The sequence below is a fragment of the Sporosarcina ureilytica genome (assembly GCF_001753205.1).
GTDB classification, from domain to species: domain Bacteria; phylum Bacillota; class Bacilli; order Bacillales_A; family Planococcaceae; genus Sporosarcina; species Sporosarcina ureilytica.
This window is the reverse complement of the sequence record NZ_CP017560.1, coordinates 1,299,317-1,316,026: the sequence shown is the minus strand read 5'-3', so window position 1 is coordinate 1,316,026 and position 16,710 is coordinate 1,299,317. Positions and strand designations below refer to the sequence as shown.

The 16,710-nt window shown below is 39.1% G+C and carries 15 protein-coding genes and 2 other annotated features; all 15 genes read right to left on the bottom strand.

Going from position 1 to position 16,710, the window contains the following annotated elements:
• Positions 1-67 precede the first annotated feature (67 nt).
• The 15 genes from BI350_RS06670 to pnpS all read right to left on the bottom strand — a co-directional run bounded on the left by BI350_RS06670 (position 68) and on the right by pnpS (position 16,705).
• Positions 68-388, bottom strand: coding sequence for a DUF1294 domain-containing protein (locus BI350_RS06670; RefSeq protein WP_245698308.1), 321 nt, complete (start codon positions 386-388; stop codon positions 68-70).
• Between the two features lie 133 nt (positions 389-521).
• Positions 522-881 (bottom strand): 50S ribosomal protein L20, encoded by a 360-nt coding sequence (rplT, locus tag BI350_RS06665; protein WP_075527383.1) that lies wholly within the window; start codon positions 879-881, stop codon positions 522-524.
• A gap of 101 nt (positions 882-982) precedes the next feature.
• The gene (rpmI, locus tag BI350_RS06660) at positions 983-1,183 is read right to left on the bottom strand and encodes a 50S ribosomal protein L35 (RefSeq protein ID WP_075527382.1); all 201 of its coding nucleotides are present in this window, start codon (positions 1,181-1,183) and stop codon (positions 983-985) included.
• A 30-nt stretch (positions 1,184-1,213) separates the two neighbouring features.
• On the bottom strand, positions 1,214-1,717 hold the full coding sequence (gene infC / locus BI350_RS06655; protein ID WP_075527381.1) for a translation initiation factor IF-3: 504 nt from the start codon (positions 1,715-1,717) through the stop codon (positions 1,214-1,216).
• A gap of 90 nt (positions 1,718-1,807) precedes the next feature.
• Positions 1,808-1,954 (bottom strand) — a sequence feature (ribosomal protein L20 leader region).
• Between the two features lie 355 nt (positions 1,955-2,309).
• On the bottom strand, positions 2,310-4,241 hold the full coding sequence (thrS, locus tag BI350_RS06645; protein ID WP_075527379.1) for a threonine--tRNA ligase: 1,932 nt from the start codon (positions 4,239-4,241) through the stop codon (positions 2,310-2,312).
• Positions 4,242-4,290: 49 nt separating this feature from the next.
• Positions 4,291-4,524, bottom strand: a binding site (T-box leader).
• Positions 4,525-4,620: 96 nt separating this feature from the next.
• The gene (dnaI, locus tag BI350_RS06640) at positions 4,621-5,571 is read right to left on the bottom strand and encodes a primosomal protein DnaI (protein ID WP_075527378.1); all 951 of its coding nucleotides are present in this window, start codon (positions 5,569-5,571) and stop codon (positions 4,621-4,623) included.
• Between the two features lies 1 nt (position 5,572).
• A complete protein-coding gene (locus BI350_RS06635) occupies positions 5,573-6,961 on the bottom strand; it encodes a replication initiation and membrane attachment family protein (protein ID WP_075527377.1) in 1,389 nt (462 codons plus the stop codon).
• 17 nt (positions 6,962-6,978) lie between these two features.
• Entirely contained in the window at positions 6,979-7,443 is a 465-nt protein-coding gene (gene nrdR / locus BI350_RS06630; protein WP_075527376.1) for a transcriptional regulator NrdR, read from the bottom strand.
• A 101-nt stretch (positions 7,444-7,544) separates the two neighbouring features.
• Positions 7,545-8,567, bottom strand: a complete 1,023-nt coding sequence (locus tag BI350_RS06625; protein ID WP_075527375.1) for a glyceraldehyde-3-phosphate dehydrogenase — start codon at positions 8,565-8,567, stop codon at positions 7,545-7,547.
• A gap of 105 nt (positions 8,568-8,672) precedes the next feature.
• Complete coding sequence (gene coaE, locus BI350_RS06620) at positions 8,673-9,287, bottom strand: dephospho-CoA kinase (protein WP_075527374.1); 615 nt, start codon at positions 9,285-9,287, stop codon at positions 8,673-8,675.
• Between the two features lie 140 nt (positions 9,288-9,427).
• Positions 9,428-10,300, bottom strand: coding sequence for a bifunctional DNA-formamidopyrimidine glycosylase/DNA-(apurinic or apyrimidinic site) lyase (mutM, locus tag BI350_RS06615; RefSeq protein WP_075527373.1), 873 nt, complete (start codon positions 10,298-10,300; stop codon positions 9,428-9,430).
• Positions 10,301-10,309: 9 nt separating this feature from the next.
• Entirely contained in the window at positions 10,310-12,934 is a 2,625-nt protein-coding gene (gene polA / locus BI350_RS06610; RefSeq protein WP_075527372.1) for a DNA polymerase I, read from the bottom strand.
• A 130-nt stretch (positions 12,935-13,064) separates the two neighbouring features.
• Positions 13,065-14,075: a protease modulator HflC gene (gene hflC, locus BI350_RS06605; protein WP_075527371.1), complete on the bottom strand. Its 1,011-nt coding sequence runs from the start codon at positions 14,073-14,075 to the stop codon at positions 13,065-13,067.
• Positions 14,068-15,048: an FtsH protease activity modulator HflK gene (gene hflK / locus BI350_RS06600; protein WP_075527370.1), complete on the bottom strand. Its 981-nt coding sequence runs from the start codon at positions 15,046-15,048 to the stop codon at positions 14,068-14,070. Before hflK ends, hflC begins: the two co-directional genes overlap by 8 nt.
• Before the next feature lie 241 nt (positions 15,049-15,289).
• On the bottom strand, positions 15,290-16,705 hold the full coding sequence (gene pnpS, locus BI350_RS06595; protein ID WP_082294981.1) for a two-component system histidine kinase PnpS: 1,416 nt from the start codon (positions 16,703-16,705) through the stop codon (positions 15,290-15,292).
• Positions 16,706-16,710 lie beyond the last annotated feature (5 nt).

Sequence of the window (16,710 nt, the reverse complement as noted above, 5' to 3'; positions counted from 1 at the left end):
CTTACTTAAGAGTCTGTCGTCATCAGCCAAACTAAAATGGTTTGGCTGATTTTATATCTACTTATCGTCAACAAAGAACACTTTCACCATATGTAACATTTATACGGTTGATATCGTAGGCACCAATCCCAAGTAAATAAAGAATAAGTGCGCCATATGCAAGTGCTAACATTAAAAAGCCAACGCGGAATGAAGTATGTCTCGTTTTATGGCGAAATATTTGCATGCCTAAGTAAGCGCCGATGCCGCCACCGATACATGCAAGTAACCAGAGATTTTTTTCCGGAATTCTTTTCTCTTTCTTTTTCGATTGCCGCTTATCGTAGCCCATTGCCGAAAATGCCCATAACGACATAACCCCTATCCACATAAGAATAACTTCTTGCACAGATTCCGCCCCTTTCTTTACTAGTATAATACAAAATCATTTTCACCTGTCGATTAAAAAATCATTCCGATGTGAAAAGAAAAAGCCATCCCTTCTCGAATAACGAGAAAAGAACGGCTTTTACTAATCTAAATTATTTTGCAACTGCTTTTTTTGCAGTTTCCGCAAGTTGTGCGAATGCTTGTGCATCAGTTACTGCAAGGTCAGCAAGCATTTTACGGTTAATGTCGATACCTGCGACTTTAAGACCGTGCATCATTTGGCTATATGAAAGATCATTGATACGTGCTGCTGCATTAATACGTGTAATCCATAGTTTACGGAATTCACGTTTCTTTTGACGACGATCCCGGTATGCATAGTTAAATGATTTCATTACTTGTTGATTTGCAACTTTATAAAGTCTATGTTTTGAGCCATAGTAACCTTTAGCTAATTTTAATACGCGATTACGACGTTTGCGTCTTTCTACTCCACTTTTTACACGTGGCATAGTAATTACCTCCTGCTATTCTGTCCGAATATAAATTTTCTAATGAATTGTTGTTAATGAATTGAAATGATATTGGTTTTGATTGCTTGAATCAACCAATATTATTTCATGTTAGTGATCATTTCGCGAATACGCTTGTAGTCGCCTGAAGAAACAAGTGAAGCTTTACGCAGGTGACGTTTTGCTTTAGTCGTTTTGTTTGCGAAAAGGTGACTTGTGTATGCACGGCCACGTTTTAGCTTACCTGTACCTGTTTTTTTGAAACGCTTCGCTGATCCTTTATGAGTCTTCATCTTAGACATAAATGGTTCCTCCTAAATCTTCGTTGTAGATTATTTCTCAACAGTTGGTGCTAGGACTAAGAACATGCTGCGACCTTCCATTTTCGGTCGTTGTTCAATTGTAGCTAGCTCTTTACACTCTTCGGCGAAACGGTCTAGGACACGTTGTCCGATTTCTTTATGCGTAATTGCACGGCCTCTGAAACGAATTGACGCTTTTACTTTGTCACCGTTTTGCAAAAACCGAATTGCATTACGAAGTTTCGTTTGAAAATCATGTTCATCAATTGTCGGGCTTAAACGCACTTCTTTTAAATTGATAACTTTTTGATTTCTACGTACTTCACGTTCTCTTTTTTGTTGCTCAAATTTGAACTTTCCATAGTCCATGACACGAGCAACTGGGGGTTTTGCTTTTGGTGCGACAAGAACAAGATCTAAATTAACACGAGATGCAATTTCAAGTGCTTCATTTCGGGATTTAATTCCCAACTGTTCACCGTTTTGATCAATTAAGCGAACCTCACGGGCACGGATCCCCTGATTTACGTTCATGTCTTTACTAATAGTAATCCACCTCCGGATAATGTCTCGAGAATACATGGTTTGGGTACGTCATCCAAAGCTGACGACTCCACAGGTCCATCCAATAAAAAAACGGGTAGACATTAATGCATGTCTACCCGCGTATGAATACGTACAAATTTGTACGATAAAGTCATTCAAGTGTTGACCTGTCAACAACGATTTCGTGTCAATCAGGTGAGAAGCGGGTAGCTCCTGCTTATACCACAAACTGTATTCAGTTATTTCCTTAACCTTTATAATCATATCACGCTGTTTTCTATGTGTCAACAGGTTAATTCCAATAAATGTTGATTTCCGTTCCGGGCGGACGCTTTCCGTGGGGCCGGCGGTAAGCCTCCTCAGTCGCTTCGCTCCCTGCGGGGTCTTACCTGTCCGGTTAATCCCACTGGAAGAGCCGTCACGAAGAACGGCTTTTGCGACCAAAGAGCGAAGCGTTTGAGAGCACACTCGCCGCCCTCCACTCCAATCAACGAAGACACTTTAATAAAAAAGCATGTATGAATAAAATTAAACCTTAGTGAAATACATTTAAAGTTAAGTTATGAAAGATCAGAGTTACTTATTTTTTCGCTTCACCATTCAACAGTTCAATAAACGATTCAAAAGGAATGCTTTCTGACTTTTTCTCGCCGTATTTACGGACGTTGACTTCGCCGGATTCAATTTCATTATCACCTAAAACGAGCATATAAGGGATTTTTTGCATTTGTGCTTCACGGATTTTATAGCCGATTTTTTCGTCACGCTCGTCTAGTTCAACACGGAAGCCAGCTGCTACTAGTTTTTCACGAACGTCGTTTGCATAGTCGAAATGAGCGTCCGGTGATACCGGGATTACTTGGACTTGAACTGGTGCTAACCATGTTGGGAATGCGCCTTTGTACTCTTCAATCAAGTATGCAACGAAACGTTCCATTGTACTTACAACACCACGGTGAATGACGACTGGACGATGGTGCTTACCATCTTCACCTACATATGTTAAGTCGAAGCGCTCTGGTAATAAGAAGTCTAGTTGTACGGTTGATAATGTTTCTTCCATGCCGAGTGCAGTTTTTACTTGAACATCCAATTTAGGACCGTAAAACGCTGCTTCGCCTTCTGCCTCTACATAGTCTAAACCGAGGTCATCCATCGCTTCTTTTAACATGCTTTGTGCGCGGTCCCACATTGCATCATCGTCAAAGTATTTTTCTTTATCTTCCGGATCGCGATAAGAGACACGGAATGAGTAGTCTGTAATATCAAAGTCTTTATAGACATCGATAACTAACTGAACAACACGTTTAAACTCTTCTTGGATTTGATCAGGTCTTACAAAAATATGCGCATCGTTTAATGTCATGCCACGAACACGTTGTAGTCCTGATAATGCGCCGGACATTTCATAACGGTGCATTGTACCAAGTTCTGCAATTCTTAATGGTAAGTTTCTATAAGAGTGAATACCATTTTTATAAATCATCATATGGTGTGGACAGTTCATTGGACGAAGGACTAAATCTTCATTGTCCATACTCATAACTGGGAACATGTCGTCTTGATAGTGATCCCAATGTCCACTTGTTTTGTATAACTCGGAACTACCTAGTACTGGTGTATAAACGTGGTGGTAGCCAAGTTTTTCTTCTTTATCGACAATATAACGTTCAACGATACGACGAACTGTCGCACCTTTTGGTAGCCACATTGGAAGTCCTTGACCAACTTTCTGAGAGTTCATGAATAAATCTAATTCACGTCCAATTTTACGATGGTCGCGCTCTTTCGCTTCTTCAAGCATTTTCAAGTGTTTTTTCAGTTCATCTTTTTTGAAAAATGCTGTTCCGTAGATACGCTGTAACATTTTATTGTTTGAATCTCCGCGCCAATAAGCACCTGCAACGCTTAATAATTTAAATTCGCGTAATTTTGACGTGGATGGAACGTGGATGCCGCGGCATAAGTCCACAAACTCTCCTTGTTCATAAAGCGTTACTTGTTCCCCTTCAGGAATCGCATCGATTAATTCTAATTTGTATTCATCGCCAATTTCTTTAAAGCGTTTTTTCGCTTCTTCACGTGATACTTCGATTCGTTTGATTTCAAAGTTTTCATTAATAATTTGCTTCATTTCTTTTTCGATCGCAGGTAAATCTTCAGCTGTAATCGGCTCAGACGAATCTACATCGTAATAAAAACCGTTTTCAATGACTGGCCCAACGCCAAACTTTGCATCTTTGAATAATCGCTTAACAGCTTGTGCAAGCACGTGTGCTGAGCTATGGCGCAAAATCTCAAGTGCTTCCGGTGAGTCCGGCGTGATAATGGAGATTTTTCCATCTGACTCAATCGGTGTTTTGAAATCAATTAACGTTTCATCTAGCTTTCCTGCAATTGCATTTCTTCTTAATCCAGGACTAATCGATGCTGCAACATCTTCAGTCGTAGTACCGCTCGGAAATTCCTTTATCGTACCGTCTGGAAATTGTAATTTAATCATTTCTGCCATTTTTAAAACACTCCTTATTTTATGAAAATAAAAAAAGCCCCATCCCTGGAAAAGGGACGAAGCGTTTGCTCGTGGTTCCACCCTTCTTCTGTTAATCCAACACAAAAAAGATTAACGAAGCTTTACATCGGCTAACGGGCCGGGACCGTCATTGGCTACTTTGTTGTTCACCAATGCTGCTTAAAGGTGGTAAATTGATTGTTTAACCTACAGGGCTTCCAGCCGATGACCCTATTCTCTGGCGGTAAATCTAATCAATTGTTGTCCTTATCGATGCATTTCATCATGATATTATTGTCGATTATACAATGCTTATGTTACAATTGCAAACTTTATTGAAAATCTTTGTATTACTTAATTATATGGATTCATTTAGACTTTATTTTAAACGCCTGTTTTCACCGCTTAACGCAACAGGTCGTGCAACTGTTTGAATACGCTCCATAATTCTAGCGGCTTTCACAACGTCTTTTTCACCACGCTGCGTATACGTTAAATGATGCTCCAATTCTTTGAAACTTAAGTTAGATGTGAAAAATGTTGGCAATTGTTCTGCCATACGATATTGTAAAATCGCCCCAAGAATTTCATCTCTCGTCCAAGCAGTCATCGCTTCTGCCCCGAAATCATCTAAAATTAACACCGGTGCTTTTTTCACATAGTCTACTTTTTCATTTAACGTTTGCTCTTGAATGGATTGTTTAATTTCCCGTAGAAATTCTGGCACATACACAGCGACTGTTCTTATTCGGCGCTGGGCAAGTTCATTCGCAAGCGCACCGAGAATGAATGACTTCCCAATCCCGAAAGGACCATGGATATATAGACCGCGCTGTGGCAACTTTCCAGTTTCATCTAATTCGTATAAAAACTTCTCCGCTTTTTCAATGACTGTTAAACGACTTTTATGTGCATTTCCTTCAAAATCTATATCTTCAAGTCTTGCTTCCATGACGTCTTTAGGCATATACATACTTTCAATCATTTTAGATACACTGCGACGGTCATCCTCAATGAGTCTTGAGGGACATTTCACATAATCTATATCAATTAAATTTCTCTTCAACACTAATTTCGGCTCAAAGCCATTCATAATATTGGCACATTCTGTTAACGAGTTACATTTACCACAACCATGTGATGCTGTCGTAAACTCATAAAGTTTACCTAAACTGCGGTCAACAATATCTTTATTTAATTGATCAGCATGATCAGATAAAAACTGTTGGACATCGGCATTCTCCAAAATTTCCCGTCGCATTTCATCATAGCGTGCTGCAAAACTCGGTGCATTCACGACTCTTTTTAATGTTTCTTTAATCGGTTCGATATTAGTTCACCCCTTTACTTCTTCGGCTTAATCTTTCACGCAACTTTCTACGGCGCTCTTCGATATCCGCATTGCTTTCAGTAGAATCTTGTTGTTTTTCTTTTGTTTCAGGTTTTTCCTGCTCCTCTTTTTTATAAAACCATTCCGGTACCATTCCTTCACGAACTGGTTTCCGGTTGTACGTGGCAGGTTTCTTCTCTTCATTTTTCCACTGCATATATTTATCATGTTCTTTACGTGAAAATTCCAATGCCTCTCTTGCATTGGATACTTTTTTATTCATCCAATGAGAAGCAATTCGCTCTACATAATTATTCGTAATTTTTCCGTCATTACGAATAAATACGAATTGCAATAGTACATTGACAACCCCAACTGGCAAGTCGTGCGTATTGACAAGTCTTTCCGCAAGTTGCACATCGACGGGCAGCGGTTCTTTACCATTCAAATCTCGTAACATATCGATTGGCGCTGTATTTTCTAGATAGTAAATCAGTTCTTCTTCTCTAGTCATTTCCTTTAGTTCAACAGTCGGCTTTGGTGGTGGTTGTGTGAAAGTCTTTTCCAAGACTGGTGGCGTTTTCGATGTATTCATTTTATAAAAATCAGCTGCCGCTTTTCGAAGTCTAGCTTCTGGAAGCTCTAAATTCTCATCAAGCGCCATCATTACAACCTTTTGCATATCTAAAGGCGTTAATGAATAAAGAAATGCCAACTTTGAAATAAGCTCCTTTGACACAGAAGCTAATGCAGCTTGTGGAACCATTTGCTCAGACAATCCTGAACGTAATAAACTAAAATCAAATTCCTCTTGCTCAAATGGAACCCCTTCCGCATTTCTACGCCCAATCATTGCATGCTTTTCCCCTTCATCTATATCTATTCGATGAGTAACCGGCTTGTACACGTCAAGAAAAGTTCTCGAAACCTCTTTAAACTCGTCTAGTTCCGCATTCACAACTGTGAATCGACTTCTTAAATTACGGTATGCTTGCTCACCGATTTTACTAAAAAGAAAAGTAGATAACAATGGATCTTCGAAAAAAGCTTTTGCATCAAGCGGCGGAGACAATTCATATAAAAACGTTCGCACATCACCTTCATTTTTTACATACGTACGCATTAAACCGATTGCCTCAAGAGAAATCCGCGCTTCGAATATTGGTGCTAGCGGCATTGTTAATAAATTCATTAAATGATAATGATTATATTCACGTTCCTCCACTTGTTCAGCATCCGCCCAAAGCGTCATAAACAAACTCATCGCCTCAGAACCGATTAGCGGTTGATAGAATAATGTAAGGAGTTGCCGATCATAATTGGAAAATGGTTGCGACAATCGTATTCTGTATCCATCCATTGGCTGTAATTCCCTAAAGAGCGCGACCATTTATCCCCCTCCAATCGTTAATCTCTTTTAGTCAGTGTTTGTAAATTTTTCAACTCTTCAATAAAGACACTTACGTCTTGATACTCGCGATAAACGGAGGCAAACCTGACATATGCCACTTCATCTACATCTGCCAATTTCTCCATAACCATTTCACCTAAATCTTTAGAATCAATTTCAACAACGCCAGAACTTCTCAACTCTTTTTCGATAATATAAACGATGTTCTCTAAATCCTCAAGCGAAACTGGTCGTTTTTCACAAGCTCGAATTAATCCTCGTAAAATTTTTCTTCCAACAAACTCATCCCGTGAACCATCTTTTTTCACGACAATTAACGGGGTATCTTCTATTTTTTCGAATGTTGTAAATCGAAATCCACATGACTCACATTCTCTACGGCGACGGATGGATTTATTTGCATCTGCTGGTCGAGAATCGACGACCTTAGAGCCGTTATATTGACAGGCTGGGCATTTCATAAAAAGTCCTCCACTTTATCTTTCATAATATATATCATTATAACAGAAAAAGACAAAACTTAAAAAGAGTAGGGGATTTTCCTCCCCTACTCTTACTTTTATTATGCTTTAACTTTAGCCTTTAAATCTTTTCCTACTTTTTTCGCCAAATCTACAACACGTGCGGAATAACCCCATTCGTTGTCATACCATGCAAGTACTTTTACTTTGCGGTCTCCCATCACAATGGTAGATAAACCATCGACAATTGCTGATTCTGTTGATGTATTAAAGTCTACAGAAACTAGCGGCTCTGTTGTGAAGCGTAAAATACCCGCGAGTTCCCCTTCAGCTTTATCAATAAATGCTTGGTTGACCATTTCAACAGTTACATCTTGCTTTACATCAACGACTAAGTCAACTAGTGAAACGTTCGGCGTTGGAACACGAAGTGCCATTCCGTGAATCTTCCCTTCCAACTCCGGAAGAACAAGCGAAAGCGCTTTCGCGGCACCTGTAGATGTTGGGATAATCGATTGTGCACATGCACGTGCCCGTCGCATATCGCCGTGCGGATTATCTAAGTTGTTTTGGTCAGTTGTAAAAGCATGAACCGTTGTCATAAGTCCATTTTCAATTCCAAATGTATCATTCAAAACTTTAGCTACAGGAGCTAGACAATTCGTTGTACAACTTGCATTTGAAATGACTTCATGCTTCTCTAAATCAAGCTTATCGTCATTCACACCGATAACGACCGTAATATCTTCATTTTTACCAGGTGCTGTCAAGATAACTTTTTTCGCGCCCGCTTCAAGATGATAGGCAGCTTTGTCACGCGAATTAAACTTCCCTGTTGCTTCTATAACGATATCCACATCTAAATCTTTCCATGGAAGATTCCGTGGATCGCGATCTGACACAAGTTGAACGCGCTTACCATTTACAATTAAGGCATTTTCTTCAGCTATTACACTTCCGTCAAAAGTTCCATGATTTGTGTCATACTTAAGTAAATGTGCAAGTGTTTCTGATGGATAAGATGCATTCACCGCTACGATTTCAACTTCATCTTCCATAATCATTTGGCGAAAAACCATTCGCCCAATTCGCCCAAAGCCGTTAATCGCAATAGAAGTAGTCATTATAAATCCCCCTGTAACTATGTTATACTCATTTCGTTCTTTTCGTGTATTAGTATAACACAATTAATATAGAAAAACACAATTAATTATAACAATTATATTATTCTATAATTCCGAACTAACAGAATGTCCAGCACACCACTTTTTGAGGATAGCCTCTAGTTGCTTTTCACTCTCTTCTACCGTGCCATTATTGTCAATGACTGCATCTGCCCCCGCTTCTTTTATTTCCAATGAAAGCTGAGATTTAATGCGATTGTCCGCTTCTTTTTCAGTCAAATTATTTCTAGCTATGAGCCGTTCTTTTTGAATTTCAGGCGTAACGGTCACGACAAGTATTTTGTCCACGAAAGATTGAAGTTTACTTTCAAATAATAGAGGAATATCCATAATAATTGTGTTTGCCCCATTCGATATATGTTCGTCTTTTTGACGCAACATTTCGGTTCGAATCGCGGGGTGAATAATCGCGTTTAGTTTTTCTCGATCCTTTTCATTTCCAAAAACCAATTGTCCTAATCTTTCACGATTAAGTGAGCCGTCTTCTTGAATCACCTCTTGCCCAAATGTCTTTCCGATTTCCTTAATGACAGACGTACCCGGTTCAACGACGCGTCTTGCAATTTCGTCTGCATCTACTATCGGGTATCCCTTTTTTCGTAATAAGGAAGAAACCGTGCTCTTTCCGCTGGCAATGCTACCTGTTAATCCTATTATCATTTCGTCACCTCAATTTTGATGATATTATTTTATGTTCTGCTAATTATCCAGTTACGCTTGAAAGCCATTCAAAACAGCGAAGGGTTCAATTTGTATAATTTTGCAGTTACAAAATTATACAAAACCGAACCCCCACACGATTAACGTTGACACTTCGGACAGTAGACAGAAGTTCTTCCGCCTATTTGCATACTCTTGGTTTCTACCTCACATGTCGGACATTCTTTTTGACCGTACATTTTCAACCTGTCTTGCATCGTTCCTGCTTCACCGTTTATATTACGGTAATCTGAAATTGTACTTCCTCCGGCATCGATACTTTCTTGTAAAATATCGACAATCACTTGAAACAATTCTTGCTTTCTTTTTAAGCTAATTCTCTCCACTTTCCTTGCGGGGTGAATATTCATTTTAAATAACGCTTCCGTGGCATAAATATTGCCGCACCCCGAGATAACTTGACCATCCATAATCACTTCTTTTATCGGCTTTCTTGCATATCTAGGGAGCAAAGTACAATCGATAAAATGCGTACATGCATCGTCATCGAATGGTTCAGGCGCCATTTTTAATAAAGGCGGATGATCTGCTTCAATATTTAATAAGCGTAGTTCCCCAAATCTTCGAATGTCAGAGTAAATAAGGAGTCCCCCGTCTTTCATCGTAAAGGTCACATGGATATGTCTGCGAAACTTTTCCTCCATGACCTCTTCAATCGAATTGACGGTAAACCATGCCCCCGTCATGCCTAAATGGCTGACGAGGAGATAGGATTGACCGTTTCGTTCTAAATCCATATAAATATATTTACTGCGGCGTGTTACATTTACAATGGTCATGTCTTTCATATTTTGAATAAACTGCTCGGTTGACATCCCTTTAATAATCGCTTCTCTGCCGCGTTCTTTTGATTCAACAACAATCGGTGAAATAGAAACGTCTTGAATCACTCTGCCAACAGCTTCAGGAGCCAGTGCACGTACGAGACCTTCTACTTCAGGTAGTTCTGGCATCTATTTCCCTCACTTCATATCATACCAAGATTTTCCGTGTGAAGACTCCACTTTTAATGGAACATTCAACGCAATTGCTGCCTCCATCACTTCTGGTACAATTTTTTCTAGTATTTCAATTTCCTCTTCTGGTGTTTCAAAAATGAGCTCGTCATGAACTTGAAGAAGCATTCTTGCTTGCAATCCTTCTTTTTCAAGTCGAGCATCCATATCAATCATCGCCTGCTTAATAATATCCGCGGCACTTCCCTGGATAGGTGTATTCATCGCTGTACGCTCAGCAAAACTTCGTAAATTAAAATTGGAACTCTTAATTTCTGGCAAGTAACGTCTTCTATTCAATAAAGTCGTTACATACCCTTGTTCCTTTGCTGTTTGAACAATATCATCCATATACTGTTTCACACCTGGAAAGCTTGCTAAATAAGTATCAATAAACTGCGCCGCTTCTTTCCTCGTAATATTTAAGTTTTGGGATAATCCATAATCACTAATTCCATATATAATCCCGAAGTTGACTGCTTTCGCAGCATCACGCATTTCGGCGGTTACTTCGTCTACATCGACACCAAACACATCTGCCGCCGTACTTCTATGAATGTCTGCATTGTCTTTAAACGCTTGGATTAACTTTTCGTCTTCCGACATATGCGCCAGTACGCGCAATTCGATTTGCGAGTAATCCGCGGCAAATAGTGACCAACCTTCCTCTGAAGGAACGAAAGCAGCTCTAATTTTCCGTCCTTCTTCCAAACGGACAGGGATATTTTGTAAGTTTGGATTAATAGAACTTAGTCGACCTGTCGTTGTCAAAGCTTGTTGGAAACGTGTATGAATCTTTCCGTCTTCATGAATTTCTTTTAATAACCCTTCAATATACGTCGAATTTAATTTTGCCAGTTGACGGTACAGTAAAATATGAGAAATAATCTCATGTTCGCTTGCTAGCTTTTCAAGCACATCAGCCGCCGTTGAATAACCGGTTTTTGTCTTTTTAATTGGTGTTAGCCCAATCTTTTCAAATAAAATGACACCCAATTGCTTCGGAGAATTAATATTAAATTTTTCACCCGCAATATCATAAATTAATGTTTCTAAGTCCGTAATTCTTGCAGAAAGTTCCGTCCCTATCTTCGCTAATGCTTCCTTATCAGTAGCTACCCCAGTAGACTCCATTTTCCCTAGGATGAGTGCAAGCGGCAATTCAAGTTCATGATATAAATCAAATTGTTCATTCTCTTTTAACTGTTCTTCGATTGTCGTACGAAGATGCCAAACCGCCAAAGCTTTTCGCCCAGCATGTTCTGCAAGGACGTCGCTTTCTGGTAACGCTTTTCGAGCACCTTTCCCATAAACCGTTTCATCTTGCTGCACATTCGTATAGCCAAATTGTTTGGCAATCGATGCGACGTCTGTTGATGAAGTTGACGGATTGACAATATAAGAGCCTAGAAGCAAATCAAAATCAATGCCATTTACATCAATTCCATGGCGAGCTAGTGAGGCACGTGCAGCTTTAGAGTCCGTACATAATTTCTTTTTCGTATCGTCTTTTAACCAAGTTTGGAATGTATCAGACTTTTGGACAACTTCAAATGGCAAATACAATGTCCTTGAATCATCTGTAAGTGAAACACCTTCGATATTCGCCCGCAAATAGTTTTCATCCATCATTTCTATATGAAGTGCCATTTCATTTGAAAGTAGACTTTCATCTATCTCCGTCACAGTTGTCACTTCAACATCTTCCTGCTTCTCCTCGATTGGAGTCCCGCCGAGCTTTTCTAGCAATGTATTGAATTTCAACTCTTGATAAATGTTAATGAGCTCGTCCATATTTGGACCGCTATAAGATAGATCATCAATTGAAATGGTAATTGGCGCATCTACAACAATCGTAGCTAAATCACGACTCATATATGCCGTTTCTTCATATTTTGTTAAATTTTCATTTAACCTCTTCGCTGTAATTTTATCGAGTGAAGCATAGATTTCCTCAATGGATCCATATTCTTTCAACAATTTTAAAGCTGTCTTTTCACCGACTCCTGGAACCCCTGGAATATTATCCGAAGAATCCCCCATAAGTCCTTTCATATCGATAATTTGATGAGGTTGTATGCCATATTTTTCCACCACATGATCTGGTGTATATTTCTCTGTGTCGGTTATCCCTCTTCTAGTAATAAATACCGTTGTACGGTCAGTCGTCAATTGTGTTAAGTCTTTATCACCAGAAATGACAACGACTTCATAATCTTCTTTGTCCCCTTGATGGCTTAATGTCCCAATAATGTCATCTGCCTCATATTGGTCAAGTTCATATTGTGGTATATTATACGCCTTCAACATTTTTCGTAAATAAGGGAATTGCTCTGAAAGCTCGGATGGCGTCTTTTGACGTCCTCCTTTATATTCTTCAAATGTTTTATGACGAAAAGTCGTTTTACCGGCATCCCAAGCGACGAGCATATGCGTCGGCTTTTCTTCTTCTAAAATATTTTGCAGCATCATTGTAAAACCATAAACTGCATTTGTATGAATACCTTGATCGTTCGTTAATAACGGCAAGGCAAAAAACGCCCTATACGCGAGACTGTTCCCATCAAGCAGTACGATCTTCTTTTTTGTCAAATATATTCCACTCCTCATTATCAGTCAATACACCACTAGTGTTTAAATTCGTGAAAGTAAAAACCGTCATCTTCTCTCCATTCTACCATGTACGATAGTGGAAATGAAAATGACGGCCTTAGCCTTCAAGTTATTCGATATAACCCGTTAGAATCTTTGCATACGGTGAATCTGCCGGGAGGATGATCATTGTGTCTTCACCAATCGTCTTGGAATACGATTGTAATGTTCGATACAACTGATAAAATTCCGGGTCTTTAGAAAAAGCTTCGTTATAAATTTTTGCCGCTTCTGCTTCACCTTCCGCATGGATAAGTGCTGCTTCCTTCTCTGCAGTAGCGAGCATCTCTTGTACTTCTCGATCTGTTTCCGCTTCAATTCGACGCTTATCCGCGTCTCCTTCAGATAGATACTTCTGTGCAATTGATTGTCTTTCGGAAACCATTCTCGTATAAATCGATTGTTCGTTTTCCTCTGGTAAGTCAATACGCTTGATTCGAACGTCTACCAATTCAATGCCAAAATTCCCTCTTTCCAGTAACTCGTTGACTCGTTCCGTAACACGATCATTTAAACTACCACGGGAAGAGTTTTCATCATTGACAACATCTACATAATCGAGTTGACCGAGTTCTGTTCGGACGACAGAATAAATAAATTCATTCATACGCCCTTCTGCATTGACAATATTTCTGGCATTCGAAATCATTTTAACTGGGTCATTAATTTTCCATACCGCATAATTATCAATAATAATTCTCTTTTTATCTTTTGTATTAATTTCTGATTCTGAAACATTATACGTCATTTGACTTTTTGGCAAGGTCATGACACTTTGAATAAACGGTATCTTCATGTTAAGCCCTGGCTTATCAACAATCCGTGTAATCTCCCCGAACTGACGAACGACACGATACTCATTTTCTTTGACGACAAAAACATTCGCCAAAAGAATAACGAGCACTGCAAATACGGCAGTAAGACCAATTGTTAGCTTCACATATTTTTTAATCTGAAAAGGACCGTTAAATTTAACTGTGTTATCCGGGTCATTCGAACTCTTTCTCTTTTTTTGTTTTGCCCGTTGTTTTTCCATAAACTTTTCTTCTATACTTTTAAATGGATTTTTATCGTTAGTCATTTTGGTCCTCCTTCTTTTCATTTTTTTCTAGTGGTGGTGGAGTTTGTGAATGACTTTCAAGTTGTTGTAACGGTAAATATTTTAATGTTTCCCCGTTATCATTCATAATATAAATCTTCGCATTTGGCAGTACTTTTTCAAGGGTTTCAAGCACGAGACGCTGACGTGTAATATCTTTATTTTTTTCATATTCCGCATGTAAGTCTTTAAAAAGTGCCACGTCTCCATGCGCTTGTTCTATTCGAGCAGTCTTTTGTCCGATCGCTCTCGATTTAATCGCATCACGTTCCCCTGCTGCTTCGTTCTGCTTTTGGTTTTCATATTTTTTTGCCTCATTTATTTTCGTATTCTTAGTTTCTCTTGCATCTGTTACTGAGGTAAATGCAGCCCGTACGTCCGCATTCGGTAACTCTACATCTTGTAAATTCACACCTTGAATAATGACACCGATATCATACTTATCCATTAAAGTAGCAAGTAAATCTCTTGTTTTCGCTTCAATCTCAGCTTTTCCATCTGTCAAAGCCGCGTCGATTGTTGAACTACCAATGACCGAGCGAATTGAGGCAGAAGTTGCATCATGTAAGATCTCTTCTGGACTTTCTGAATGAAATAAAAACTTTTCTGGCTCTGTGATTTTCCATTGCACGACTAGATCAGTAAGGACGATATACTCGTCACCTGTAATCATTTTTGTCTCTTTATCATAAGACACGAGTTCTCCACTTTCATCTTGCTTATAGCCAAATTTCATACTGTATGTTTCCTTCGATAAAACTTCTACATGTTGAATAGGCCATGGTAACTTAAAATGTAACCCCGAATCGGTAACAGTTGAATTCGCCTGTCCAAATGTAATGACAACCGCTTGTTCTGATTCATCAACCGTGTACCAAGTTGTAAAACCAATAATGATAAGAATGAGCCCCGTTAGCGCCATTCCAATAATCGTTAAAATACGTTTAACACTCATTACGCTTCTCCCCCTTAAATAATACCCACTCTTGTACGTTCCATCACTCCAAAAGTTTCATATTTTTCTAGATTTTATTATATGTATCTATTTCAAAACCTTTTAATTCAAATACTCCTCATAAACTCGAACACAACGTTCGTTCTTCCCTTTACATTAAGGGGCAATTGCCGAAAAAAAAGAGGAAAAGATTTTACTCTCCCTCTTCTTTCCTCTATAAGAATCTAGGCATTAGATTCACTTATTCTTGCTTGATTGGTAACTTCACGTAAAAGGCCGTACCGACGGAAGGTTTACTGTATACTTCAACTGAACCGTTATGTGCTTCTATCAGGTGCTTAACGATTGCAAGCCCTAAACCAGTCCCACCAGATTCCCGACTTCTCGCTTGATCTACTCGGTAAAAACGTTCAAATAGCCGTGGTAATTGTGAAGCTTCAATGCCTATTCCTTCATCTTCTACAATGATAATGACTTGTTCGCGAGTTTTCTCTATGCATACTCTAACTTCTTTCCCCTCTTGGGAATATGCGAGCGCGTTTGACAATAAATTCACAAGAACTTGAATTAGTCGGCCTGCATCTCCTTCTACCACAATTTCTGAAGATGGTTGAAAGATAATCTTCATATTTTTCTCTTTAACCGTTACGGAAACAAGTTGAATCGCTTCTTCAATCACTCTATTTACATGAACATCAGTAAATTCTAGCTTAAACTCGGCCCTTTCCACACCAGATAAAACGAGTAAATCGTCAATCAATGAATGTAATCGTTCGCTTTCTTTATGAATAATTTCAAGAAAATTCTTTCTAACTTCTCTATCTTCCATCGCTCCACTTAGTAAAGTTTCGGCAAATCCTTTAATTGATGTCACGGGCGTCCTTAGTTCATGCGAAACGTTTGCAACAAAATCTTTTCTAACCTCCTCCAAATGGATGAGTTCCGTTATATCATGAATCACAACTACGATTCCAAGCCAGTTCCCGTGGTTTCCAATCACTGGCGCTCCGTACACACTATAGGTCGCTGATTTCCCCTCAACCTCTGTAGAAAACCGGGTTTCTTGTCCTTGTTCCGTCATAAAGACTTCCTCAATTAACGCTTCAATTTCAGTTGGTAATCCAATTGAATTAACCGTTCTGCCAATAATCTCTACATCTTCAAACCCAAAAGTTTTTCGGAACATCCCATTTACAAGGCTAACCGCCCCGCCGCGTCCGAACATCAATAAACCGCTTCCCATACTTTCAATTAGCGTTTTTAATCGGTCCTTTTCTACGCTACGTTTCGTAGACATTTTCTCCATCGTCTCAGAAATCTCTTTTACAGCGATAGAAAGGTCATCCTCATAAAAATGAAGATACGGATGATTCGCCCATTCGACTGGCTGTCCTTTTGAAATTTTAGTCACAACCGACGTAATGTCATCCACTGGCTTCGCATAATTCAATAATAGTCTCATTGAAATGATCATCGAAAGTAAAAATGCAACGAAAAGAATAATGATTAAATACAGTAAATATTGATTAAATGTTGGGTCGTCTAAATTTTTATAAAACAATGGAAAAAACTGGCCAAGTACAATGCCTAGACCAGTTAAAAGCATTCCAATGAGAATCGCATATGCACCTACGAGACGGCTATATAACCCTTTCACATGAC

Bases quoted from the DNA above. Each gene is read 5' to 3' on its own strand.
- rplT (WP_075527383.1), bottom strand. From the start codon at position 881: ATGCCACGTGTAAAAAGTGGAGTAGAAAGACGCAAACGTCGTAATCGC.
- rpmI (WP_075527382.1), bottom strand. From the start codon at position 1,183: ATGTCTAAGATGAAGACTCATAAAGGATCAGCGAAGCGTTTCAAAAAA.
- infC (WP_075527381.1), bottom strand. From the start codon at position 1,717: ATGAACGTAAATCAGGGGATCCGTGCCCGTGAGGTTCGCTTAATTGAT.
- thrS (WP_075527379.1), bottom strand. From the start codon at position 4,241: ATGGCAGAAATGATTAAATTACAATTTCCAGACGGTACGATAAAGGAA.
- BI350_RS06635 (WP_075527377.1), bottom strand. From the start codon at position 6,961: ATGGTCGCGCTCTTTAGGGAATTACAGCCAATGGATGGATACAGAATA.
- nrdR (WP_075527376.1), bottom strand. From the start codon at position 7,443: ATGAAATGCCCAGCCTGTCAATATAACGGCTCTAAGGTCGTCGATTCT.
- BI350_RS06625 (WP_075527375.1), bottom strand. From the start codon at position 8,567: ATGACTACTTCTATTGCGATTAACGGCTTTGGGCGAATTGGGCGAATG.
- coaE (WP_075527374.1), bottom strand. From the start codon at position 9,287: ATGATAATAGGATTAACAGGTAGCATTGCCAGCGGAAAGAGCACGGTT.
- mutM (WP_075527373.1), bottom strand. From the start codon at position 10,300: ATGCCAGAACTACCTGAAGTAGAAGGTCTCGTACGTGCACTGGCTCCT.
- hflC (WP_075527371.1), bottom strand. From the start codon at position 14,075: ATGACTAACGATAAAAATCCATTTAAAAGTATAGAAGAAAAGTTTATG.
- hflK (WP_075527370.1), bottom strand. From the start codon at position 15,048: ATGAGTGTTAAACGTATTTTAACGATTATTGGAATGGCGCTAACGGGG.